This window comes from Pseudomonas sp. R3-52-08, assembly GCF_003851745.1.
Classification (GTDB): domain Bacteria; phylum Pseudomonadota; class Gammaproteobacteria; order Pseudomonadales; family Pseudomonadaceae; genus Aquipseudomonas.
The window spans coordinates 2,020,813-2,045,621 of sequence record NZ_CP027730.1 but is presented as its reverse complement, the minus strand read 5'-3'; the positions used below and the strand labels follow the sequence as shown (position 1 = coordinate 2,045,621).

The 24,809-nt window shown below is 58.4% G+C and carries 17 protein-coding genes, 2 tRNA genes and 3 rRNA genes; 8 read left to right on the top strand and 14 right to left on the bottom strand.

What is annotated here, in order from left to right:
* Window positions 1–3: 3 nt before the first annotated feature.
* The gene (locus tag C4J91_RS09505; protein WP_124362076.1) at window positions 4–1,047 is read left to right on the top strand and encodes an acyltransferase family protein; all 1,044 of its coding nucleotides are present in this window, start codon (window positions 4–6) and stop codon (window positions 1,045–1,047) included.
* A gap of 146 nt (window positions 1,048–1,193) precedes the next feature.
* Here C4J91_RS09505 and C4J91_RS09500 read toward each other — a convergent pair whose 3' ends face one another.
* From C4J91_RS09500 to C4J91_RS09490, 3 genes are all read right to left on the bottom strand, one after another.
* Window positions 1,194–1,766, bottom strand: a complete 573-nt coding sequence (locus C4J91_RS09500) for a DUF4174 domain-containing protein (RefSeq protein ID WP_124362075.1) — start codon at window positions 1,764–1,766, stop codon at window positions 1,194–1,196.
* A 151-nt stretch (window positions 1,767–1,917) separates the two neighbouring features.
* On the bottom strand, window positions 1,918–2,550 hold the full coding sequence (locus C4J91_RS09495; protein ID WP_124362074.1) for a glutathione S-transferase N-terminal domain-containing protein: 633 nt from the start codon (window positions 2,548–2,550) through the stop codon (window positions 1,918–1,920).
* Between the two features lie 48 nt (window positions 2,551–2,598).
* A complete protein-coding gene (locus C4J91_RS09490) occupies window positions 2,599–4,956 on the bottom strand; it encodes a DNA polymerase II (protein ID WP_124362073.1) in 2,358 nt (785 codons plus the stop codon).
* Window positions 4,957–5,166: 210 nt separating this feature from the next.
* Between C4J91_RS09490 and C4J91_RS09485 the strand changes: the two genes are divergently transcribed.
* Window positions 5,167–7,368: a TonB-dependent siderophore receptor gene (locus tag C4J91_RS09485; protein ID WP_124362072.1), complete on the top strand. Its 2,202-nt coding sequence runs from the start codon at window positions 5,167–5,169 to the stop codon at window positions 7,366–7,368.
* Window positions 7,369–7,411: 43 nt separating this feature from the next.
* Here the strand turns inward: C4J91_RS09485 and C4J91_RS09480 are convergent, their stop codons facing one another.
* Window positions 7,412–7,879, bottom strand: coding sequence for an SRPBCC family protein (locus tag C4J91_RS09480; RefSeq protein ID WP_124362071.1), 468 nt, complete (start codon window positions 7,877–7,879; stop codon window positions 7,412–7,414).
* A 99-nt stretch (window positions 7,880–7,978) separates the two neighbouring features.
* Here C4J91_RS09480 and C4J91_RS09475 point away from each other — a divergent pair, with 99 nt between their 5' ends.
* Window positions 7,979–8,380: a GFA family protein gene (locus C4J91_RS09475; RefSeq protein ID WP_124362070.1), complete on the top strand. Its 402-nt coding sequence runs from the start codon at window positions 7,979–7,981 to the stop codon at window positions 8,378–8,380.
* 1 nt (window position 8,381) lies between these two features.
* On the opposite strand, the gene mrdA is transcribed toward C4J91_RS09475, so the two are convergent.
* The 6 genes from mrdA to C4J91_RS09445 form a co-directional block, all read right to left on the bottom strand.
* A complete protein-coding gene (gene mrdA, locus C4J91_RS09470) occupies window positions 8,382–10,274 on the bottom strand; it encodes a penicillin-binding protein 2 (protein ID WP_124362069.1) in 1,893 nt (630 codons plus the stop codon).
* Window positions 10,275–10,533: 259 nt separating this feature from the next.
* Window positions 10,534–10,649: ribosomal RNA gene (gene rrf / locus C4J91_RS09465) — 5S ribosomal RNA — on the bottom strand.
* Between the two features lie 171 nt (window positions 10,650–10,820).
* A 23S ribosomal RNA gene (locus C4J91_RS09460) occupies window positions 10,821–13,711 on the bottom strand.
* Window positions 13,712–13,950: 239 nt separating this feature from the next.
* A tRNA-Ala gene (locus tag C4J91_RS09455) sits at window positions 13,951–14,026 on the bottom strand.
* Window positions 14,027–14,036: 10 nt separating this feature from the next.
* Window positions 14,037–14,113, bottom strand: a tRNA-Ile gene (locus C4J91_RS09450).
* Window positions 14,114–14,235: 122 nt separating this feature from the next.
* Window positions 14,236–15,772 (bottom strand): 16S ribosomal RNA (locus C4J91_RS09445).
* The 16S, 23S and 5S rRNA genes sit together here with 2 tRNA genes alongside, the layout of an rRNA operon.
* A 621-nt stretch (window positions 15,773–16,393) precedes the next feature.
* Between C4J91_RS09445 and rhtA the strand changes: the two genes are divergently transcribed.
* Both rhtA and C4J91_RS09430 read left to right on the top strand, forming a co-directional pair.
* Entirely contained in the window at window positions 16,394–17,281 is an 888-nt protein-coding gene (gene rhtA, locus C4J91_RS09435; protein WP_124362068.1) for a threonine/homoserine exporter RhtA, read from the top strand.
* 167 nt (window positions 17,282–17,448) lie between these two features.
* Window positions 17,449–17,730, top strand: coding sequence for a hypothetical protein (locus tag C4J91_RS09430; protein WP_124362067.1), 282 nt, complete (start codon window positions 17,449–17,451; stop codon window positions 17,728–17,730).
* A gap of 69 nt (window positions 17,731–17,799) precedes the next feature.
* Here C4J91_RS09430 and C4J91_RS09425 read toward each other — a convergent pair whose 3' ends face one another.
* The 3 genes from C4J91_RS09425 to C4J91_RS09415 all read right to left on the bottom strand — a co-directional run bounded on the left by C4J91_RS09425 (window position 17,800) and on the right by C4J91_RS09415 (window position 21,321).
* A complete protein-coding gene (locus C4J91_RS09425) occupies window positions 17,800–19,608 on the bottom strand; it encodes an aminopeptidase P family protein (protein ID WP_124362066.1) in 1,809 nt (602 codons plus the stop codon).
* Between the two features lie 49 nt (window positions 19,609–19,657).
* Window positions 19,658–20,818 (bottom strand): cysteine desulfurase family protein, encoded by a 1,161-nt coding sequence (locus C4J91_RS09420; protein ID WP_124362065.1) that lies wholly within the window; start codon window positions 20,816–20,818, stop codon window positions 19,658–19,660.
* 233 nt (window positions 20,819–21,051) lie between these two features.
* The gene (locus C4J91_RS09415; RefSeq protein WP_124362064.1) at window positions 21,052–21,321 is read right to left on the bottom strand and encodes a hypothetical protein; all 270 of its coding nucleotides are present in this window, start codon (window positions 21,319–21,321) and stop codon (window positions 21,052–21,054) included.
* 268 nt (window positions 21,322–21,589) lie between these two features.
* Here C4J91_RS09415 and C4J91_RS09410 point away from each other — a divergent pair, with 268 nt between their 5' ends.
* Both C4J91_RS09410 and C4J91_RS09405 read left to right on the top strand, forming a co-directional pair.
* Window positions 21,590–22,777 carry an acyl-CoA dehydrogenase family protein gene (locus C4J91_RS09410; RefSeq protein WP_124362063.1) on the top strand — a complete coding sequence of 396 codons (1,188 nt, stop codon included), beginning with the start codon at window positions 21,590–21,592 and terminating at the stop codon, window positions 22,775–22,777.
* Window positions 22,778–22,788: 11 nt separating this feature from the next.
* Entirely contained in the window at window positions 22,789–23,892 is a 1,104-nt protein-coding gene (locus C4J91_RS09405) for a sigma-54-dependent Fis family transcriptional regulator (RefSeq protein ID WP_124362062.1), read from the top strand.
* Here C4J91_RS09405 and C4J91_RS09400 read toward each other — a convergent pair.
* Complete coding sequence (locus tag C4J91_RS09400; RefSeq protein WP_124362061.1) at window positions 23,881–24,246, bottom strand: antibiotic biosynthesis monooxygenase; 366 nt, start codon at window positions 24,244–24,246, stop codon at window positions 23,881–23,883. The two genes, C4J91_RS09405 and C4J91_RS09400, sit on opposite strands and share 12 nt — an antisense overlap.
* Window positions 24,247–24,345: 99 nt before the next feature.
* On the opposite strand from C4J91_RS09400, the gene soxR reads away from it, so the two are divergent.
* On the top strand, window positions 24,346–24,786 hold the full coding sequence (gene soxR / locus C4J91_RS09395; RefSeq protein WP_124362060.1) for a redox-sensitive transcriptional activator SoxR: 441 nt from the start codon (window positions 24,346–24,348) through the stop codon (window positions 24,784–24,786).
* Window positions 24,787–24,809 lie beyond the last annotated feature (23 nt).

Here is a 24,809-nt window from a genome sequence, read left to right as displayed (position 1 = left end):
CACATGAAGCATCGTTGGATTCAAATGGACATCGCCAAGGGCATTGGCATCCTGATTATCGTGTATGGCCACAGCTGGTTTGTCGCCACCTCGCTGGACTTGATGTACCCGATCCTGGCGTCGTTCGTGCTGCCGTTGTTCTTCTTTTTGTCCGGGGTGTTCTTCAAGCCCGAGCAGCCATTCGTGGAGATGGCGGTGCGCAAGGCCGATGGCCTGCTCAAGCCGTTCTTCTTCACCATGCTGGTGTATGTGATCGTGCGCGATGTGCTGCGCGGGCAACCGTTGCTGGGGGATATCGGCGGCGTGCTGTACGCCTCCGTGGACACCATCCCGTGGCAGGCGTTGTGGTTCTTGCCGCACTTCTGGGTGGCGATCCTGTTCAGTTGGTTGATGCTGCGGCTGATTCAGCGCCTGAAGCTGCCGTTGCTGGCCGCTTGCCTGCTGATCGGCGCGCAACTGTTGCTCGGCATCTGGATGTTGAAGTGGTTCTGGCAAGTGCCGGTTACCCTCGGCGAACAAACATGGACGTTGCCCGGCCTGCCCTTCAGCCTCGACGTGACCCTGATCAGCAGCACCTACTTCATGTACGGCTACCTGCTGCGTGATTGGCTGCGCCGGCACGAAGGCTCGCTGCTGACCCTGCTGATTTCGCTGGTGCTGTTCGCCGCCGTGTTCCTCTACAGCCACGACACCATGGACCTGGCGCAACGTCGCTACGACCACTGGTTGTGGACCAGCCTGCTGGCGGTGATCGGTGTGTACCTGTGCTGGGCGCTGGCGCGGGTGTTGATGGTGTCGCCCCTGCTGACACGGGCGATGACCTACATCGGCCAATCCACCTTGATCCTGTTGATCTTCCACGGCGAGATCCAGCACAAGACCTTCGACCTGATGGAGCGCCTGGGTTTGCATCCGTTCATGGCCGCGTGCGTGGGTTTCGTGGTGGCGGTGGTGGTGCCGTTGCTGATCGGGGAAGTGATCAAGCGGGTGGCATTCCTGCGGTTTTTCTACTTTCCGTTTCCGGTGCGTAAAGCGCCAAAGCCTTGATTGCGCGTCTAGCTGACGTGCAGCGGCTAGCCCTGATGTAGGAGCGAGCTTGCTCGCGAAAAACCCCCAGGCACCGCGCTCATTCTGGATAAACGTGGTGGCCCTGAGTTCTTCGCGAGCAAGCTCGCTCCTACAGGGTTATGTATTCAATCGTCGAGGGGTTGCGGCGCCGGCTTGCTGCCGGGTTTGACCGGTTTGGCGCCCTTGGCCGGTGCAGGCGCAATGGGCGCAGGTTCCGGCGCCGCCGCCGCTTCTTTCTCGGCCATCGGCATCTGGTCGATGGCACTGAAGAACTCTTTGAGATCAAGGCTATCGGGCGGCACGGTCTTCTCGAGTTTCTTCTCGCCATCCTTGCCGATCAGGATCACCTTGGTGCCGCTGCCGACACCGAGCTTGAGGGCGCGGATCAGTGCATTGGTTTCAGGCGGGGTGAGCTTTTTGCTGTCCTTGGGGTCCTTGGCGAACTTCTCGCCCTCGGCGCCGATGCTGCCGAACTTCACGGTGTAGAACACCATGCTGCGCTCTTCGAAGGACTGCTTGGTGGCAGGCTCTTCCAGTTGTTTCCTGAGCGTGGCCAACGTCGGGTTACCCGCATCGAGTTCCACCACCACCAGAGGGCGGGTTTTGCCCATCTCCAGCTTGAGCGGATTATCATCAGCAGCCAACAACGGCCCCGTAAAAGCCATCAAGGTAGCCAGGGTCAGCGACCGGATGAGCATGCGCACCTCCTTTGAATTCCATGCAGGGTTCTTGAGTTTCATGTCTGCGACAGTCAAATTCAAGGATGATTCCTACGCCACATTGAGAAGCGTAGGTCAGGATGCCCGCGCCGCAAGGGATTGGCGGGCGGCGGGGCATTGTTTCTTCTGATTACGAGACCTGCCACTGCGGCCAATGCCTGGCGAACACGGGCGCCACGACCGGGTCGGCATCCACGCGCTCCAGGGCGTGGGCAAAGCCCGGCGCCAGGCTGCGGAGTACCTCGCGCCCCTCGTCCCAGCGCGACACCGCCGCCGCCATGATGCCCAGTGCATTGGGTACGTTGTCGGGCGTAAACAGCTGGTCGGCAAACTGATCGGCGAACACCACCCAGGCCTGATGCAGATAACGCCGCGTGCCGGTGGTCAGTTGCGTTTGCAGGCTTTCACCGGCGTCGCCCAGCCAGCGTTGCGGATAGTCGATGATGCCGATGGCCGAATAGCAATTGGCCGCGATGTACAGCAGGCCGCGCAGGATCTGCGCGCGGTTGCCGGCCAGCAGGTTCGCGTCGGGAAACTCCAGGCCCAGGTGGATCAGGATGGCGGCGCTTTCGGTCAGCACCTGGCCATCGGGGGTGACCAGGGTGGGGATCTGTTTGAGCGGGTTGATGCGCGCGAGGGCTTCGCTGCCCTCGCCTTCATGCCAGGAGCTGGCATCCACGCGATGCCACGGCACGCCGCAGCGCTGCAGCGCAATCTCGATCATGCAGGAGCCGGATTCGTCGGTACCATAGAGTGTGTACATGGGCGTTCCTCCTAAGCTTCAGGTGTAACGGGGATTGTGGCCGATTGTCTAGAACAGGCCCATCTGCCCGCCCACCAGGGTGGCGAAATCATCGTTCACGAACGGCAGGATGGCGTCAGCCACGGGCTGCAATTGGCGCGTCACATAATGATCGTAGTCGATAGGCGCTTGCTGCACTTCCAGCGGCTGCGGGCCATTGACGCTGATCACATAGCGGATCCAGCCGCCGCGCTGGTACTGGCGCGGGCGTCCGAGGCGATCGTTGTATTCGTCGGCCAGGCGTGCGGCCCGCACATGGGGCGGGACGTTGCGTTCGTAGTCATGCAAGGGTCGGCGCAGGCGCTTGCGGTAGATCAACAGCTCGTCGAGTTCGCCGCTCAAGGTGCGGCGCACATAGTCGCGTACATAATCCTGATGGGGCTGGCGATGGAAGATGCGCCGGTAGAGCTCCTGTTGGAATTGCCGGGCCAAAGGCGACCAGTCACTGCGCACGGTTTCCAGGCCCTTGTAGACCATTTCTTCGCTACCATCGGCGCGCACCACCAGGCCGGCGTAGCGCTTCTTGCTGCCCTCCTCCGCACCGCGAATGGTCGGCATCAGGAAGCGGCTGAAATGGGTTTCGTACTGCAGCTCCAAGGCGCTTTGCAAGCCGTATTCCGTGTGCAGATGGCTGCGCCACCAGTCGTTGACGTGCTGCACCAGCGCCTGGCCGATGCGGCTGGCGTCCTCAAGAGAGTGGGCGCCGCCGAGCCAGACGAAAGTGGAGTCGGTGTCGCCGTAAATCACTTCATAACCCTGGGCCTCCACCAGCTCGCGGGTCTGGCGCATGATCTGGTGCCCGCGCATTGTGATCGAGGACGCCAGCCGGGTATCGAAGAACCGGCAACCGCTGGAACCGAGCACACCGTAGAAGGCATTCATGATGATCTTCAGGGCTTGGGACAGCGGTGCATTGTGTTCACGCTTGGCCACTTCGCGGCCTTCGGACACCCGTGTGACGATGGACGGCAGGCAATGCCGGGTGCGGGAGAAACGCGCACCGCGAAAGCCTTCCACCGAGTCGCTGTCGTCGGGGTGCTTGAGGCCTTCGATCAAGCCCACCGGGTCGATCAGAAAACTGCGGATGATCGACGGGTACAGGCTCTTGTAGTCCAGCACCAGCACCGACTCATACAGGCCTGGGCGCGAGTCCATGACAAACCCGCCGGGGCTGGCCTGGGGCGGCTTGTCGCCGAGGTTCGGCGCGACAAAGCCCTGGCGGTGCATCAACGGCATGTAGAGGTGGGTGAACGCCGCGACGGAGCCGCCATTGCGGTCGGCAGGCAGCCCGGTAACGCTGGCGCGCTCGAGCAGGAACTTGAGCAGTTCGGTCTTCTCGAAAATCCGCGTGACCAACTCGCAGTCCTTGAGGTTGTAGCGCGCCAGGGCGGGCTTGTCCTCGGCGAACATGCGGTTGATTTCGTCCATGCGCTGGTACGGCGTGGAGATGTCCTTGCCTTCACCCAGCAGGGTTTGCGCGACATTCTCCACGCTGAACGACTCGAAACTCCACGTCGCTGAACGCAGGGCTTCGATGCCGTCGATGATCAACCGGCCCGCTGCCGCAGCGAAGTAATGATTGCGGCTGCCATGTTCGCGCCAGGCCATAGTTTCACCGCCCCGCCCCAGCAGCAGCGGCACATTCAGGCGCTGGGCATGTTCGTGGAGCACGCGCAGGTCGAACTGCACCACATTCCAACCGATGATCGCATCCGGATCGTGAGTGGCCAGCCACTGGTTGAGGCGTTCGAGCAGTTGAGCGCGGGTGTCGCAATAGTCGAGCTTGAAGTCCACCGCGCAGGCTTTGTTGGGCGGACCGAGCATGTACACCTGGCGCTCGCCACACCCTTCGAGCGCGATGGAATACAGGTCACCCTGGGCGGTGGTTTCAATATCGAGGGATACCAGTTTCAGGGTCGGTCGGTAATCGGCAGCGGGCTTCATCTGCGCATCGAGCAACGTGCCGCTGGCATCCGGCGTGCCGCCGAACCACACAGGCGCGGTGATGAACCGTTCCATCATGTAGCGCTCGGGTGGGCGCACATCGCCTTCGTAGACATCCACCCCGGCAGCGCGCAGGCGCTTTTCGATATCCATTATCTGGCGGTGCTGCCGGGCGTAGAGACCCAGGACCGGTCGATGATGGAAGTCGCACAACTGCAACCCACGCAATTCGATATCGCGCTCGCCCTTGAGCAGCCAGTCCAGCGGCTTGCGATGGGCTTCGGGAATGAACACCACCGAGGTTTGCACGGGTAGGCGAATACACCGTGGCCCTTGGTCGGTCGCCAACCAGAAGCTGACCTCCGTACCCGCCGGGGTGTCGCGCCAATGCCGGGTCAGGACAAACCCCTGCTGTAAATCCACCGTACCGCACCTCAGGAATCGCTTTCAGGGCGTGATTCTACTCGGCATCCGAGCAAACGCGGCAGGTTAACTGTGATCTCACAAATTTGTTGCACTACATTAATAACAATCACTATCATTTGCACCGGAGTCGTATCCGCGCAAGGAGGAAGCGCATCGTGTTGCCCCCCCCCCTTGTTCATAGTTGACGGTTCGCCGTCAGGATCGATCATGCCCCTCTGTGCCCGACTTGCTGCGCCCTTTCGCCCCACCCTGCTCGCCCTTTGCTGCTCGCTGAGCGTTGCTGCGCATGCAGACACGGGTAACACGCTGGAACTGGATGCGACGCGCATCGATGCCCAAGCCCCCGCGCCCGATGCGTTGCCTGCTGTGTATGCCGGCGGACAAGTGGCGCGCGGTGGCCAACTGGGTGTCCTGGGTAACCAGGACATCATGGACGTGCCGTTCAGCATGTCCTCCTACACCGAGCAATTGATTCGCGACCAGCAGGCGGAAACCCTCGCCGACGTGCTGCTCAATGACTCGTCCGTGCGCCAGGCCTCGGGGTTTGCCAACCAGGCCCAGACGTTCATGATCCGAGGCTTACCGTTGAATGGCGACGACATTTCCTACAACGGTTTGTACGGCATCCTGCCACGGCAGATCATGTCTACTGACGCGCTGGAACGCGTGGAAGTGTTCAAGGGGCCCAACGCGTTCATCAACGGCGTCACGCCAGGCGGTTCGGGGATCGGCGGCGGTGTGAACCTGCAACCCAAGCGCGCCGGTGAGGTGCCGCTGCGGCGGTTCAGCACGGACATCAGCAGCGATGGCCGGGTGGGCGAGCATCTGGACATCGGCCAGCGGTTTGGTGAAGACGAGCGGTTTGGCGCTCGGGTCAACCTGTCCCAGCGCGAAGGCGATACCGGCATCGACGACGAAAACCAGCGTTCAAAACTGTTCGCGGTCGGCCTGGATTACCGTGGTGAGGCGTTGCGCCTGTCGGGGGATTTCGTGTATCAAAAGCAGCACATCAATGGCGGACGAAACTCGGTGTTCCTGGGTACCGCGACCCAGGTTCCGGATGCACCTTCGGCGGATACCAACTATGCACCCAGCTGGAGCAGCACCAACCTTGAGGACACCTTGGGCATGCTGCGCGCCGAGTACGACCTGAATGAAAACTGGACGGCTTACGCCGCAGGCGGCATCAAACACAGCCGAGAAATGGGCCGATATTCTTCGATTACCCTGACCGATAATCTGGGCAATGCCACCTCCAGCCGCTCGACCATCGCGCACGAGGAAGACAACACCAGTCTGATGGCCGGCTTGAACGGCAAATTCCAGACCGGCCCCGTGAGCCATCGACTCAACGTCGGCCTCGCCGGCATTTGGACCCAGGCGCGCAACGCTTATGTGTTCAACGGCTCACCCAGCGCGACCAACATTTACAGCCCGGTGACCGGCGCACCGCCTACGCTAAACACGCCGCGCAACACCCCTGGCACCGACTTCAGCGACCCGACCGTTACCGACAAGACCTTCGTGCGCAGCGCCGCAGTATCCGACACGTTTGGCTTGTTCGATGACCGTTTGTTGGTAACGCTGGGCGCGCGTCGTCAGCAAATGGTAGTGCAGGGTTACAACTACATGAGCGGTACGCGCACGGCCAACTATGACGAATCGATCACCACGCCGGTCTACGGCATCGTGTTCAAGCCGTGGGAGCATGTGTCTCTGTACGCCAACCGCATCGAGGGCCTGGCCCAGGGCCCGACCTCGCCGCTCAAATCCGGCGACCGGACGATCATCGGCGGCGGGCAGGCCTATGCCCCCGCGCGCTCCAAGCAGATCGAAGCGGGTGTCAAAGTCGACATGGGTAGCTATGGCGCAACCCTCGGTGTGTACCGGATCGAGCAGCCTGGCGCGGGTTACGCCGAAGTGATCGATGCAACCACGGCGCGCTATGTGCGTGAAGGCCAGCAGATCAACAAGGGCGTTGAGCTGAACATGTTCGGCGAACCGATGAGCGGCCTGCGCCTGTTGGGTGGGGTGACCCTGATGAAGACGGAACTCAAGGGCACCCTCAACGGTGCCAACGACGGCAACCGCGCCATTGGTGTGCCTTCATTCCAGCTCAACGCCGGCGTGGATTGGGACGTACCCGGCCTGCAAGGCATGAGCCTCAATGGTCGCATGCTGCGCACCGGCGGCCAATATGCCGACGCGGCGAACAACCTGAGCCTGCCGGCCTGGAACCGCTTCGACGTGGGCGCGCGCTACACCTTTGCGCTGGACCAACGTGAAGTCACACTCGGCGCTACGCTGGAGAACGTTGCCAACGAAAAGTACTGGGAATCGGCCCAGGGCGGTTTCCTCAGCCAGGGTGATCCGCGGGTGGCGAAGCTGTCGGCGACGATCGATTTTTAACGTCACGGTGACTGACGCTGGGCATCCGCCATGATGCCCAGCGTCAGGCTCGCTGGGCCTTATCCAGATAGTTTTCGATATTGCCCATTTGCTCGTCCCAGCCACGGGAGTTCATCTTGAACGCTTTCAGGCGCCTGGTCTGGGGCACCTTGTCAAAACCGGACTCGACCACCCGCAACAGAATGCCCGGCGCGCGGTCCTCGATGGTGAACTCCACCAGCGTCGGGGTTTCCTGGTCATAGTCGACGTCTTTCTCTACCGCGAAGGGATGCCACCAGAAAGAAAACAGGGTTTGCGGCAAAATACGTTCGATCCTGGCCTTCCACACCACATGTTCGTAGCCTGGGTAGGTGATCGGCGCTTCGATGGTTTCTCCGGCAACAAACGTTTTTTCCTTGAGGGCAATACCGAACCACTCTCCAAATTGTTCGGCGTTCGTGAGCGCTTCCCAGACGTGTTTACGCGATGCGTTGAGCAGGACTTTCCGTTCGATGCGATCTAATACGTGCATAAGTCACCTCCTCCATTGAACACTAGGCGACATCGACCAATGCGCAACCTTTGGTTATGCGCAATGATGATGACGCCATCCTTGACCTGGCCATAAGTTATGACTGAACCGTTGAATGGAAGTTGCTTGTGTAAAGGTGTGTGCTATCGGGTGGAGCGTTTGGACATGCCCATCAGTCACTGCCATTGCGGCAGCTGTCGCAAGGCGCATGCGGCAGTGTTTGTCGCCACGGCCGGGGTGATGCGCGAGCACTTTCGCTGGACGCACGGTGAAGAATTGCTGTCGTCGTTTGAGTCATCGCCAGGCAAACGGCGCCATTTCTGTTCGCGCTGTGGCTCGCATTTGATCGCCGAGCGCGCGCACCAGTCCCACGTCATCGTGCGGGTGGCGACGCTGGACGATGATCCGGGCGTCAGGCCCACCGCGCATATCTGGACAGCCCATGATGTGCCCTGGCTCGCTTATGACGACATAGAGCGCTGGGGCGAATGGCAGGTGTGACTTAAACGTGCGGATCGCCGGGCGCTTTGGCCGGCGTCGCATATTGGGGCTTCAGGTGCCCCTCCTGGTCTAGCAGCCAGGCGTCCATGATCTGTCGCACCACCGGGCCGGCTACACGGCCACCGGCCTCACCGTTTTCAATCATCACTGAAATCACGATCTTGGGGTGTTCGGCTGGCGCAAAGCCAACAAACAAGGCGTTGTCGCGGTGACGCTCGAGGGTCTTATTGCGGTTGTAACGCTCACCCTGCTTGATCGCCACCACCTGGGCGGTACCGCTCTTGCCGGCGATGCGATATTGGGCACCCTGCGCTGCGGCCCGAGCGATACCGCGCGGGTCGTGCATTACCAATTGCATGCCGTGGTTGACCTGTTCCCAATCACGCGGATCCTTGAGCACTACGTTGGGCATCGGATTCTCATCCACCGGAGGCACGCCGTTGATGGTCTTGGCCAGGTGCGGGCGGTTCCATACACCCTTATTGGCGATCAGCGCAGTGGCTTGGGCCAGTTGCAGCGGCGTGACTTGCATATAACCCTGGCCGATACCCAGGATCACGGTTTCGCCCGGGAACCAGGGTTGGCGACGTGTCGCGCGTTTCCAGGCCTGGGAAGGCATCAGGCCGGCGGATTCTTCGAACATGTCCAGGGACACCTTCTGACCCAGGCCGAATTCAGCCAGGTAATCATGCAGCCGATCGATGCCGAGCTTGTGGGCCAGGTCATAGAAGTAGGTGTCATTGGAACGCATGATGGCGGCGTCCATGTCTACCCAACCGTCGCCACTGTGATTCCAGTTGCGGTATTTGTGATCGAAGTCCGGCAACTGGTAGTAACCGGGATCAAACACGCGGGTTTGCGGGGTGACAACGCCGCTGTCGAGCCCTGCGATGGCCACTTCAGGCTTGATGGTTGAGCCGGGCGCATACAGCCCGCGCAGCACGCGGTTGAACAGCGGGCGATCGATGGAATCATGCAGCGCGGCATATTCCTTGAAGCTGATACCGGTAACGAACAGGTTCGGGTCGAAACTCGGTTTGCTGACCATGGCCAGCACTTCACCGGTTTGCGGGTCCAGGGCAACCACCGAGCCACGGCGGTCACCCAGGGCTTCTTCGGCGGCTTCCTGGAGCTTGACGTCGAGGCTCAGGACAATGTTTTTGCCGGGGATAGGGTCCGTGTGCTTGAGCACGCGCAATACCCGCCCTTGGGCGTTGGTTTCGACTTCTTCATAACCCACGTGGCCATGCAGTTCAGACTCGTAGAAGCGTTCGATACCGGTTTTGCCAATAGACTGGGTGCCGCGGTATTCCACCGAATCGAGGGCCTTGGATTCTTTCTCGTTGATTCGTCCGACATAGCCGATGGAGTGAGCGAAGTGCGCACCCAGCGGGTAGTGGCGGACGAACTGAGGTTCAACGTCTACACCCGGTAGACGGAACTCGTTGACGGCCAGAACGGCAATTTGCTCTTCGGTCAGCTCGTAAAACAGCGTGACAGGAACGAACGGATGGCGGGCCTGCTTGAGCGCTTTGTCGAACACGGCACGATCTTCGGCGGGCAGGTGCAACAGACTGACGATCGCGTCCAACTCTCCCTTGAGGTCGGTGGTGCGTTCGCGAGTAATGGTCAGGTTGTAGCTGGGTCGGTTGTCAGCCAGGACCACACCGTTGCGATCATAGATCAAGCCGCGCGTAGGGGTGATGGGCAGCACGTGAACGCGATTGTTTTCGGAAATGGTGGCGTGATAGTCGTATTGCACGACCTGCAGGAAGTACATGCGCCCTACCAGGGCGCAGGTGATGCCGATCACCAGGAGGGCACAGGCGAGCAAACGTTTGTTGACCAGACGGTGTTCTTTTTCGTGGTCCTTGATGGGTATCGGTTCAGGCATTTCTACAGCATCTCGTTGAAAAAGGTCGACGCCGCGTCCTGCGGATAAGGGTCAATCCTTGTGAAAATGTGCTGCACCATACCAAAAATGCAGAAACACTTTGCATCGATTTCCCTTAACGGCGGGTTATTTCATCATTGAGAAAGTGAGGCAAGGGCGGCGAACGCGCTGTGATGGTGTGCATTGGGAGCGCCGTCGTCTTTTCAACCGCCCAAAACAAAACCCCATCTGCTTTCGCAAATGGGGTTTCGGAATTTAATCTTGACGATGACCTACTCTCACATGGGGAAACCCCACACTACCATCGGCGATGCATCGTTTCACTACTGAGTTCGGGATGGGATCAGGTGGTTCCAATGCTCTATGGTCGTCAAGAAATTCGGGTACTGAATCGTGGCCATGTGGCCACGCTTCAGCAAATTGGGTATGGGATAGAAGTCGGTGTTTTGTGAGCATCGAACTTTCGGTTCATTGCGTCTTCACACACCGCAATCTGATGCTTCTGCTTTTTTAAAGTCAGGAGTAGTCAAATTGCTTGGGTGTTATATGGTCAAGCCTCACGGGCAATTAGTATTGGTTAGCTCAACGCCTCACAGCGCTTACACACCCAACCTATCAACGTCGTAGTCTTCGACGGCCCTTCAGGGGACTCAAGGTCCCAGTGAGATCTCATCTTGAGGCTAGTTTCCCGCTTAGATGCTTTCAGCGGTTATCTATTCCGAACATAGCTACCCGGCAATGCCACTGGCGTGACAACCGGAACACCAGAGGTTCGTCCACTCCGGTCCTCTCGTACTAGGAGCAGCCCCTCTCAAATCTCAAACGTCCACGGCAGATAGGGACCGAACTGTCTCACGACGTTCTAAACCCAGCTCGCGTACCACTTTAAATGGCGAACAGCCATACCCTTGGGACCGGCTTCAGCCCCAGGATGTGATGAGCCGACATCGAGGTGCCAAACACCGCCGTCGATATGAACTCTTGGGCGGTATCAGCCTGTTATCCCCGGAGTACCTTTTATCCGTTGAGCGATGGCCCTTCCATACAGAACCACCGGATCACTAAGACCTACTTTCGTACCTGCTCGACGTGTCTGTCTCGCAGTCAAGCGCGCTTTTGCCTTTATACTCTACGACCGATTTCCGACCGGTCTGAGCGCACCTTCGTACTCCTCCGTTACTCTTTAGGAGGAGACCGCCCCAGTCAAACTACCCACCATACACTGTCCTCGATCCGGATAACGGACCTGAGTTAGAACCTCAAAGTTGCCAGGGTGGTATTTCAAGGTTGGCTCCACGCGAACTGGCGTCCACGCTTCAAAGCCTCCCACCTATCCTACACAAGCAAATTCAAAGTCCAGTGCAAAGCTATAGTAAAGGTTCACGGGGTCTTTCCGTCTAGCCGCGGATACACTGCATCTTCACAGCGATTTCAATTTCACTGAGTCTCGGGTGGAGACAGCGCCGCCATCGTTACGCCATTCGTGCAGGTCGGAACTTACCCGACAAGGAATTTCGCTACCTTAGGACCGTTATAGTTACGGCCGCCGTTTACCGGGGCTTCGATCAAGAGCTTCGCGTTAGCTAACCCCATCAATTAACCTTCCGGCACCGGGCAGGCGTCACACCCTATACGTCCACTTTCGTGTTTGCAGAGTGCTGTGTTTTTAATAAACAGTCGCAGCGGCCTGGTATCTTCGACCGGCATGAGCTTACGGAGCAAGTCCTTCACCCTCACCGGCGCACCTTCTCCCGAAGTTACGGTGCCATTTTGCCTAGTTCCTTCACCCGAGTTCTCTCAAGCGCCTTGGTATTCTCTACCCAACCACCTGTGTCGGTTTGGGGTACGGTTCCTGGTTACCTGAAGCTTAGAAGCTTTTCTTGGAAGCATGGCATCAACCACTTCGTCGTCTAAAAGACAACTCGTCATCAGCTCTCGGCCTTAGAATCCCGGATTTACCTAAGATTCCAGCCTACCACCTTAAACTTGGACAACCAACGCCAAGCTGGCCTAGCCTTCTCCGTCCCTCCATCGCAATAACCAGAAGTACAGGAATATTAACCTGTTTTCCATCGACTACGCTTTTCAGCCTCGCCTTAGGGACCGACTAACCCTGCGTCGATTAACGTTGCGCAGGAAACCTTGGTCTTTCGGCGTGGGTGTTTTTCACACCCATTGTCGTTACTCATGTCAGCATTCGCACTTCTGATACCTCCAGCAAGCTTCTCAACTCACCTTCACAGGCTTACAGAACGCTCCTCTACCGCATCACTTACGTGATACCCGTAGCTTCGGTGTATGGTTTGAGCCCCGTTACATCTTCCGCGCAGGCCGACTCGACTAGTGAGCTATTACGCTTTCTTTAAAGGGTGGCTGCTTCTAAGCCAACCTCCTAGCTGTCTAAGCCTTCCCACATCGTTTCCCACTTAACCATAACTTTGGGACCTTAGCTGACGGTCTGGGTTGTTTCCCTTTTCACGACGGACGTTAGCACCCGCCGTGTGTCTCCCATGCTCGGCACTTGTAGGTATTCGGAGTTTGCATCGGTTTGGTAAGTCGGGATGACCCCCTAGCCGAAACAGTGCTCTACCCCCTACAGTGATACATGAGGCGCTACCTAAATAGCTTTCGAGGAGAACCAGCTATCTCCGAGCTTGATTAGCCTTTCACTCCGATCCACAGGTCATCCGCTAACTTTTCAACGGTAGTCGGTTCGGTCCTCCAGTTAGTGTTACCCAACCTTCAACCTGCCCATGGATAGATCGCCCGGTTTCGGGTCTATTCCCAGCGACTAGACGCCCTATTAAGACTCGCTTTCGCTACGCCTCCCCTATTCGGTTAAGCTCGCCACTGAAAATAAGTCGCTGACCCATTATACAAAAGGTACGCAGTCACCTAACAAGTAGGCTCCCACTGCTTGTACGCATACGGTTTCAGGATCTATTTCACTCCCCTCTCCGGGGTTCTTTTCGCCTTTCCCTCACGGTACTAGTTCACTATCGGTCAGTCAGTAGTATTTAGCCTTGGAGGATGGTCCCCCCATATTCAGACAAAGTTTCTCGTGCTCCGTCCTACTCGATTTCATGACTAAGAGATTTTCGCGTACAGGGCTATCACCCACTATGGCCGCACTTTCCAGAGCGTTCCGCTAATCTCAAAGCCACTTAAGGGCTAGTCCCCGTTCGCTCGCCACTACTAAGGGAATCTCGGTTGATTTCTTTTCCTCAGGGTACTTAGATGTTTCAGTTCCCCTGGTTCGCTCCATACACCTATGTATTCAGTGTAAGGTAACCATCTTATGATGGCTGGGTTCCCCCATTCAGACATCTCCGGATCAAAGTCTGTTTGCCGACTCCCCGAAGCTTTTCGCAGGCTACCACGTCTTTCATCGCCTCTGACTGCCAAGGCATCCACCGTATGCGCTTCTTCACTTGACCATATAACCCCAAGCAATCTGGTTATACTGTGAAGACAACATTCGCCGAAAATTCGATCATACTCAATTAAGAGCGACTCACAAATTTTACCTTAGCCTGAGCCGTTACCAGTGAAAGTAACGTTCAGTCTATCTTTCTATCACATACCCAAATTTTTAAAGAACGATCTAATCAAAGACTAGAAATCAATATTCACAGCGGAATACTCATTTCTAAACTCTAACAGCAGAAACAGTTAATGGTGGAGCCAAACGGGATCGAACCGTTGACCTCCTGCGTGCAAGGCAGGCGCTCTCCCAGCTGAGCTATGGCCCCATAACAAAATTGGTGGGTCTGGGCAGATTCGAACTGCCGACCTCACCCTTATCAGGGGTGCGCTCTAACCAACTGAGCTACAGACCCAATTTCGAGCGCAACTGATTAGCTAAGAGCTATCAGCTTGGAGCTTAAAGCTGCTTCTATCGTCTTCTTCAATGAATCAAGCAATTCGTGTGGGAACTTATGGAGCAGCTGATGTCGTCGATTAAGGAGGTGATCCAGCCGCAGGTTCCCCTACGGCTACCTTGTTACGACTTCACCCCAGTCATGAATCACACCGTGGTAACCGTCCTCCCGAAGGTTAGACTAGCTACTTCTGGTGCAACCCACTCCCATGGTGTGACGGGCGGTGTGTACAAGGCCCGGGAACGTATTCACCGCGACATTCTGATTCGCGATTACTAGCGATTCCGACTTCACGCAGTCGAGTTGCAGACTGCGATCCGGACTACGATCGGTTTTCTGGGATTAGCTCCACCTCGCGGCTTGGCAACCCTCTGTACCGACCATTGTAGCACGTGTGTAGCCCAGGCCGTAAGGGCCATGATGACTTGACGTCATCCCCACCTTCCTCCGGTTTGTCACCGGCAGTCTCCTTAGAGTGCCCACCATTACGTGCTGGTAACTAAGGACAAGGGTTGCGCTCGTTACGGGACTTAACCCAACATCTCACGACACGAGCTGACGACAGCCATGCAGCACCTGTCTCAATGTTCCCGAAGGCACCAATCCATCTCTGGAAAGTTCATTGGATGTCAAGGCCTGGTAAGGTTCTTCGCGTTGCTTCGAATTAAACCACATGCTCCACCGCTTGTGCGGGCCCCCGTCAATTCATTTGAGTTTTAACCTTGCGGCCGTACTCCCCAGGCGGTCAACTTAATGCGTTAGCTGCGCCACTAAGAGCTCAAGGCTCCCAACGGCTAGTTGACATCGTTTACGGCGTGGACTACCAGGGTATCTAATCCTGTTTGCTCCCCACGCTTTCGCACCTCAGTGTCAGTGTTGGTCCAGGTGGTCGCCTTCGCCACTGGTGTTCCTTCCTATATCTACGCATTTCACCGCTACACAGGAAATTCCACCACCCTCTACCACACTCTAGTCAGTCAGTTTTGAATGCAGTTCCCAGGTTGAGCCCGGGGATTTCACATCCAACTTAACAAACCACCTACGCGCGCTTTACGCCCAGTAATTCCGATTAACGCTTGCACCCTCTGTATTACCGCGGCTGCTGGCACAGAGTTAGCCGGTGCTTATTCTGTCGGTAACGTCAAAACAATCACGTATTAGGTAACTGCCCTTCCTCCCAACTTAAAGTGCTTTACAATCCGAAGACCTTCTTCACACACGCGGCATGGCTGGATCAGGCTTTCGCCCATTGTCCAATATTCCCCACTGCTGCCTCCCGTAGGAGTCTGGACCGTGTCTCAGTTCCAGTGTGACTGATCATCCTCTCAGACCAGTTACGGATCGTCGCCTTGGTGAGCCATTACCTCACCAACTAGCTAATCCGACCTAGGCTCATCTGATAGCGCAAGGCCCGAAGGTCCCCTGCTTTCTCCCGTAGGACGTATGCGGTATTAGCGTCCGTTTCCGAACGTTATCCCCCACTACCAGGCAGATTCCTAGGCATTACTCACCCGTCCGCCGCTCTCAAGAGAAGCAAGCTTCTCTCTACCGCTCGACTTGCATGTGTTAGGCCTGCCGCCAGCGTTCAATCTGAGCCATGATCAAACTCTTCAGTTCAAACATCTTTGGGTTTTTAAGAAACCCTAAACTTGGCTCAGCAATCGTTGGTTACATCTTTGATTTCTCGCGGAGTAACTTGTGATGCTGATAATCTTGTTGACTATCAGTCTGACTCCACAAGCACCCACACGAATTGCTTGATTCAGTTGTTAAAGAGCGGTTGGTTAAGAGCTATTCGTCTCAACCGAGGCGCGCATTCTACAGCAGCCTCATTTGCTGTCAAGCGGTTATTTTCAGAAGTTTTCGAAGATTTCTTCAACAACTTCAACCACTTGCGCTTGCGATCTCTCGTAAGCGGGAGGCGAATTCTACAGCGTTACACGCTGCTGTCAACACCTCTTTTTCAACTTCCTTTTGGCCTCGATGAACTGAAGCAACTTACTGTCAAAACTTACTTAACTCATTGTTTACCAAGGAGTTTTCCGTTTCGACTGCGCCGGAAGTGGGGCGAATTATAGGCGCACAGAATCTGCCGTCAACGTTTAATTTGAATTTCCTATCAAACAGCCCGAAACTCTTTAAATTCTCTGCACTTGAGCAGTATATTGCGCATTGTGTGCCCGTTAAGCGCATCAGCGCTCTGCCCTTTATATGAAAGACTTCGGACGAAAACCTTCAATGACCACCCCACCCCGCAGCCTGGCCTCCATACTGTTCCCTGTTGGCCTGCTGTTAATAGCGATGGCATCCATCCAGTCCGGCGCCTCGCTGGCCAAAAGCATGTTCCCTGTCATCGGCGCGCAAGGTACCACCACCCTGCGCTTGATTTTCGCCAGCGTGATCATGCTGCTTCTATTACGCCCATGGCGCGCCAAGCTGACGGCCAAGTCCTTGCGCACTGTAGTTGTCTACGGCATGGCGCTGGGCGGCATGAATTTTCTCTTCTATATGTCGTTGCGCACCGTGCCCCTGGGTATTGCGGTAGCGCTGGAATTCACCGGCCCGCTCGCCGTCGCCCTGTATGCATCGCGCCGGGCAGTGGATTTCTTGTGGATCGCGCTCGCAGTCGTCGGTTTACTCCTGCTGATACCGTCGGGCGAAACCAGCAGTGGCATCGACGCGATCGGTGCCGCCTATGCTCTCGGCGCTGGTGTCTGCTGGGCGCTTTATATTCTGTTCGGCCAAAAGGCTGGTAACGATAACGGTGTGCAGACCGCCGCGCTCGGCGTCATGATTGCCGCTTTGTTCGTCGCGCCAATCGGCATCGTGCACGCGGGGACCGCGCTGCTGACTCCCACCTTGATCCCCATTGCCATCGGTGTCGCCATTTTATCGACAGCGCTGCCCTACACACTGGAAATGGTTGCGCTCACCCGCCTGCCCGCGCGTACGTTCGGCACCCTGATGAGTGTCGAGCCGGCGTTCGGCGCCCTTTCCGGGCTGTTCTTCCTGCATGAACACCTGACGCTCGCGCAATGGCTGGCGATCACCTGCATCATTCTGGCCTCCGTTGGCGCCACACTGACAATGCGCAACGAATCCAAACCGCTGGTGCCCGCCGACTGAGCTCTTTAAAAGGCAGCTCTGGTATTTACCGCTCATTTAGGCCATGTTTAGGCCGTAAACGAAGGTCTTTCATGGAGAAACTCGACACGGACAGCATGAACGCTACGCTCGAGAGCGAGTAAAGGCCGGCTTCGTTTCTTTTGCGAAGCGGCTATTTAAGGATGGGAATGAAACGAATTTTGATACTGTTGCTGGTCGTAGGCATTGTCGGCTGTGCCGCGACCACGAAAACAGAAGTGAAACGAGGCAAGAAAGGGCTGCATATCAACTGCTCGGGCCTGTCCTCCTCCTGGGATAAGTGCTACACCAGTGCGGCCGATTCCTGCGGCACCAAGGGCTATCGGGTTATCGCAAAATCCGGCGATAACGCCGAAGAACCCGGCGATTACCCCTTCGGCCTCAACCCTGCCGGCTACACCAGTCGCAGTATGATCGTCATTTGTAAGTAGCCGCCTGAGTGCCGCCCTGATCGCTCGCGATCAAGGCAGCACAGCGCGAAGCCCTCAGTCAGCCCGCGATCAAATCGCCGCTGTGCGCACCTGTAACCACGTGAGCGCCTCGCCACTGAGTAACGGGCTCAGGCGTTCACGCACCTGGGCGTGATAAGCGTTGAACCACTCGCGCTCATCCGCCGTGAGCAAGGAAGGCTCCAGGCAACGGGTGTCGATTGGGCACAAGGTCAGGGTTTCGAATCTGAGGAACTCACCAAATTCGGTGGTCCCCGCTTCACGGTTCAACACCAGGTTTTCGATGCGCACGCCCCAACGTCCAGGGCGGTAGGTTCCCGGCTCAATCGACGTGATCATGCCCGGCTGCATCGCCGTTTGCGGTGCAGCGGCAGCCTGGTAGGCGATCACCTGCGGGCCTTCGTGCACGTTGAGGAAATACCCTACACCGTGACCTGTACCGTGGCCGTAATCCACGCCCTCGGCCCAGATCGGCGCACGCGCGATGGCGTCCAGCAACGGCGACAGGATGCCTTTGGGGAATTGAGCGCGGGACAAGGCAATCACGCCCTTGAGCACCCGCGTGCAATCACGTTTCTGCTCTGCGCTCGGCGCACCGATGGGCACCATACGCGTGATATCCGTAGTACCGCCCAGGTACTGGCCGCCGGAATCGATCAGCAATAAGCCATCGCCTTCGATCACGGCATGCTCTTCTGGCGTGGCGTGGTAATGCGGCATCGCGCCATTGGCATTGAAGGCAGCAATGGTATTGAAACTCAGCGACACATACCCCGGACGGCGGGCACGTGCTGCCGTCAGATGCTCATCGATAGTCAGTTCAGTGATGCGTTCACGTCCCAGGGCCGATTCCAGCCAGGCGAAAAATTCGCACAACGCGGCGCCATCCTGTTCCATGGCCTGACGAATATGTTCGGCATCGGCCAGGCTTTTGCGCGACTTGGCCAGTGTGGTGGGGTTCAAGCCTTCTACCAGCGTCACGCCGGCGTCGAGATGTTCCAGTAAACCGGCCGTCACGCGCGCCGGATCAATCTGCAGGCTTGCTCCGGACGGTACGGCTCGCAGCGCATCAGCCACATCACTGTAGTCGCGCACGCTCACGCCATCGCGCTCAAGCGCGGCGCGCAACTCGGTATCGACCTTGCTCAGCGCCACGAACAAGGTGGCCTGCTGTTGATTGATCAGGGCAAAGGATACGAACACCGGGTTGAACGACACATCGCCACCGCGCAGGTTGAACAACCAGGCGATGTCATCCAGGGTCGCAATGAAATGCCAGTCAGCGCCCTTGTCTTTGAGGCTGGCGCGCAAGGCCGCGAGTTTTTCGCTGCGGCTGAGGGTCGCCTGCGGCGGCAGGTGTTGATAGATCGGCTGGTTCGGCAGCGCCGGGCGGTCATGCCAGACAGCATTGAGCAGATCGATGTCCGTGCGCAAGCGCGCGCCACGCTGCGCCAGCTTGTCACCCAGAGTGCGCGCCGAGGCCACGGCCATTACCGCGCCATCCACCGCCACAACGCCACCTTCCGGGGTTTGTTCAGCCAGCCATTCAAGCGGCCCGGGCTGGCCCGGTTGCAGTTTCACCAGTTCGATGCCGCTGCCCTTGAGCTCCTTGGTCGCCTGTTCCCAGTAGCGGCTGTCGGCCCACACCCCGGCAAACTCCGCAGTGACGATCAGCGTCCCCACCGAACCATGGAACCCGGACAACCATTGACGCCCTTGCCAGTATCCGGGCAGGTACTCGGACAAATGCGGGTCCGCAGACGGTACCAGCAGGGCATGAATCCCCTCTCGGCTCATCAGCTCACGGGTTTGCGCCAGGCGCTGGGGAACCGTTCCATGGGTCAAAGGCTGCGTAGTCATTGTGTCTCCTGCTAACCGCTAATAATTGTTATGCACTGCGAATGAAGTTTCAGACGGCCCAGAACGCCGGTGCGCTGGCCAGTGCCGACTTGATCAGTTGTACCGCTTCGTCGATATCCCGCTCGGTGGTAAACCGGCCCAGGCTCAGGCGAATGGTACGGCCGGCGCTGCGAGCGTCATGCCCCAGGGCTAGAAGCACATGGGACGGCGCGTTGCTGGCCGAATTGCACGCTGAAGTCGCCGAGAAGGCAATCCCTGCACTCAACGCAGCCGCGTTGAACTCGCCTTCATTGAACGTAAGGCTAAGGGTATGGGGGATTCGCTGTGTGGGGCTGCCGTTGAGGCGCAGACCCGCGATCGACGCCAATTGATCCAGCAGACGCTGACGCAAGGCTACGATCTGTGCCTTCTCCTCGGCGAAAGACGCTGCTGCCAGGGCGAACGCCGTGCCCATGCCCGCAATCTGGTGAGTGGCCAGGGTACCCGAACGCAAGCCGCCCTCATGCCCGCCACCATGAATCTGCGCCAACACCTTCTGCTGCGCACGCGGTCCTACATACAACGCGCCGATGCCCTTCGGACCGTAAAGCTTGTGGGCGGAAAACGACATCAAATCCACCGGCCACTGCGCCAGGTCGATGGCCACCTTGCCCGCCCCTTGCGCCGCGTCCACGTGAAACAACGCCCCGTGCTCGCGCACCCGTGCGCCGATAGCCGGGATGTCGTTCAACGTGCCCAGCTCGTTATTGACCAGCATCAGCGAGACCAGAAAGGTGTCTTCACGCAGTGCTTCACTGACCGCCTCGACACTGATCAAGCCATCGGCATCAGGCACCAGATACGTCACCGCCACCCCGGCGTCCTGCAATTGGCGCGCGGTGTCGAGTGTGGCCTTGTGCTCGATCTGGCTGGTGATGATATGCCCGCCCGCCACGCCACGCGCCTGGGCCACGCCCTTGAGTGCAAGGTTGTTGGACTCGGTGGCGCCGGAGGTCCAGACGATCTGCTCGGGCTGGGCGCCAACCAGTTCGGCCACCTGGCGACGCGCCTGCTCGACCGTTTGCCGGGCCGCTTGGCCGAAGGCGTGGGAACTGGACGCCGGGTTACCGAAATTGGCATTGAAACCCAGACACTCAACCATCACCTGGATGACCCGCTCATCCACCGGTGTGGTGGCGGCGTAGTCGAAATACAACGGACGTTTATTCATGGCGTTAAAAACTCGCAGAGCGTGTTCCCGAGAACAGTGTCGCGGGGGCATCGAACAGAACAGAGGTCGTCAGGTTTAACTGATCGGATGCCGTTATAGAAGGACCACTTTATGAAAATGTGCGTAGGAACGCTCCTGAAATTCAGCTTAACAGGCTGAAGTCACGCCATGGAAAACAAAAAACCCGAGTTTCCTTATGGGAACACTCGGGTTCTTCACCGTACCAGCGCCGCTCAACTGGGGCGATCCTTCAGGGCTACGCTGCGCTCGGCGTTCATTTCGCCCTGGTGATCAAAACCAAAGGTTTTTTGTGGCTGGCCGGTCAATGCCGCCCGCTGCTGCTGATATTCATCGAAGGACAATCCGCGGCGGCTCAGCGCTTCCAACGCCAGCTGTCTGGTTTCCTGTTCCGTGTAAGGCCGCAATTCAGGCGCCGGATGGGTTGCACATCCAGCGAGGACAGCGGTGACAAGCATCAGCGAAACAGCGAGTGAACGGTTCATGGCGGTAGCCCTGCGAAGGAGGTGTCGAGTCAATGAACACAGGCTACTCCCGCCCCTGCCCAGGGAAAAATCACCGTCCTCGATAGTGGCTATCAACCGTGGCGGCAGTCTCAATAGGCACAACGCTATATTCTTTTAAGATATATAAATATGTGAATCAATTAATTTACGGAATATAAGAATCCCTCTATAAACACCACAACGCTGCCCGCCAGACGAGGCCCAACGCACATCGGATAGCATTGCCAAACAAGATTGAGGTTTTCCCTTGACCGCCACCCCCCAAAGCGTGCTGCCCAGTGCACTGCAGACCGCCAAACTGCTGGCCGCCGAATTCGCCCTCAGCGCCGTCGAGCGTGACGAACGCGGCGGCACACCCAAGGCCGAACGTGACGCCCTGCGCCACAGTGGCCTGCTCGCCCTGAGTATTCCCCGCCAATACGGCGGCCTCGGCGCGCGTTGGAGCGAAACGCTGGGCATCGTGCGCGAGTTCGCCAAGGTCGACAGTTCCATCGCCCATGTCTTCGGCTTCCACCACTTGATGCTCGCCACCGTGCGCCTGTTTGCCCGCCCGGACCAATGGCAACCCTGGTTCGAACAAACCGCGCGCAAGAACTGGTTCTGGGGCAATGCCCTCAACCCGCTGGACACGCGCACGGTGGTCAAGGACTTCGGCGGCTGGCGGGAATTTTCCGGCAAGAAAAGTTTCTGCTCCGGGGCCAATGATTCAGAAATGCTCATCGCCTCGGCGGTGGATGAAAGCGCCGGAGGCAAGCTGCTGATTGCCGCCATTCCCAGCGGGCGCAGCGGGATCACCTTGCACAATGACTGGAACACCATCGGCCAGCGCCAGACCGACAGCGGCAGCGCCAGCTTTGAACGGGTGCGCGTTGAGGAGTCGGAATTACTGCTCGAACCGGGCCCACTGAGCACGCCTTTCGCCTGCCTGCGGCCGTTGATCGCGCAACTGACCTTCACCCATATGTTTTTAGGCATTGCCGAAGGCGCTTTCGAAGAGGCGCGCCACTACACGCTCACCGAAACCCGTGCGTGGCATAAATCCATGGCCGAGGACGTGCGCCAGGACCCTTACGTTCTGCACCACTACGGCGACTTCTGGGTCGCGCTGCAAGGCGTGCGCCTGTTGGTGGAACGCGCCGCAGAGCTGTTCGACCAGGCATGGGCCAAAGGCCAAAGCCTCAGCGAACAGGAACGCGGCCAGCTGGCCATTGCCATCGCCACCGCCAAAGTGGCCGCGACGCGCCAGGGCCTGGACCTGTGTACCCGTCTGTTCGACGTCACCGGCGCGCGGTCCACCCACGCGTCACTGCGCCTGGACCGCCACTGGCGCAACCTGCGCACGCAAACCCTGCACGACCCGCTGGATTACAAACTCCACGAACTGGGTGACTGGGCGTTAAACCAGGCCCTGCCGATTCCCACGTTCTATTCCTAAGAGAGGTGCCCATGCAGCTGTTGACCCTCCCACCCTCGCCTGCCCTCGCGACCTCGATCCGTGCCACGGCTCAGGTGTTCGAAGACCCTAAATCCCAGGCCCTGCTCAACCATATCCAGCAAGTGGCGCCCAGCGAAGCCAGCGTGCTGATCATCGGCGAAACCGGCACCGGAAAAGAACTGGTGGCGCGCCATATCCACAACCTCAGCGCGCGGCGCAACCGGCCATTCGTGGCGGTGAACTGCGGGGCGTTCTCTGAATCCCTCGTCGAAGCCGAGCTGTTCGGCCACGAAAAAGGTGCCTTTACTGGCGCCCTCAGCGCCAAGGCGGGCTGGTTCGAAGAGGCGGACGGCGGCACCTTGTTCCTCGACGAAATCGGCGATCTGCCCATGGCCATTCAGGTCAAGCTGCTGCGCGTGCTGCAGGAGCGCGAAGTGGTGCGCCTGGGCTCGCGCAAGAGCATTCCGATCAACGTCCGGGTACTGGCGGCAACCAACGTGCAACTGGAAAAGGCCATCAATGCCGGGCACTTCCGCGAAGACCTCTACTACCGTCTCGACGTGGTCAGCCTGGAGCTGAGCCCCCTGCGCGAGCGTCCCGGCGATATCCTGCCACTGACCCGACACTTCATCGAAGCCTACAGCCAACGCCTGGGCTACGGTCCGATCACCATCAGCCGTGAGGCCGAGCAAAAACTGCGCAGCTACAGTTGGCCGGGCAATATCCGCGAGCTGGAAAACGTGATTCACCACACCCTGCTGATCTGCCGCAACAGCGTGATCGAACGCGACGATCTGCGCCTGTCGAACCTGCGCATCGAACGCCAGGACGACAGCCAGCACGGCACCGACAACAGCGCCGAAGCGTTGCTGGCGCGCGCCTTTCAAAAGCTGTTCGAGGAGCAGGCCGGCGCCCTGCACGAAAAGGTCGAGGATGCGCTGTTACGCGCCGCGTACCGCTTCAGCCATTACAACCAGGTGCACACCGCCAGCCTGCTGGGCTTGAGCCGCAACGTCACGCGCACACGGCTGATCAAGATCGGCGAGCTGGCAGTCAACAAGCGTCGGCCTGGGGGAAACCTGCAGGGCGAGCGGATGCTGCACCTATCCATTTAGGCGGCAGTGCAAGGCGTCGTCATGGCTGCGCTCAAAACTGCGCAGCACCTGAAATGAATCAAAGGTCACCGCCCTGGCCTGGTGCATCCGGATCAGCGTCCAGAGGTCTTCGCCGCCTTGCTCGAAGCGCCGGAATGCCGCCTCGCCATCCTCGCGGGATTGCCATTGCAGGCAGTTGAGCACCCGCCGCCCATCATCGCTGACCTGCACGCTCGCACTCAAAAAGCCACCATGGTTCTCGGCCAGTCGCTCGCTTTGGACAGTCAGGGCCGCGACCAGGGCAGATTGCTGGCGGGGGTCGATCTGAAACTCGATCAATTGCGTGAAGCTGCGATTCTTCTCTGATACCTGCATGAACACTCCCCTTTCTCTGTAGGCAGAATCTTGCGATTCAGTGCCACGCAGGGTAAAACCTCTAGTTAAGTCAAGGTCAAGTGATGAATCGGAGTTTGTATGCTCGACAAACAACTCACCGTTGGCCAGTTGGCCGCCCGTAGCGGCGTGGCCGTCACCGCCCTGCATTTCTACGAAACCAAGGGGCTGATCAAAAGCAATCGCAACGCCGGTAACCAACGGCGCTACCCGCGTGACGTGTTGCGGCGAGTGGTAGTGATCAAGATCGCCCAACGCCTGGGCATTCCGTTGGCCACCATCGGCGAGGCGCTGCAAGCATTACCTGAAGGCCGCACACCGACGGCCAAGGATTGGGCACGCCTGTCGGCACGCTGGCGGGAAGACCTGGATGAGCGGATCAACAAGCTGGTGCAACTGCGCGACAAGCTCAATGGCTGTATCGGCTGCGGGTGCTTGTCGATGGACGCCTGCCCGTTGCGCAACCAGGATGACCAACTCGGTGAGCGTGGGCCGGGAGCGCAGTTGCTTGAACCCAGTTGAGGCGCTACCCAGGTGGGAAGGGG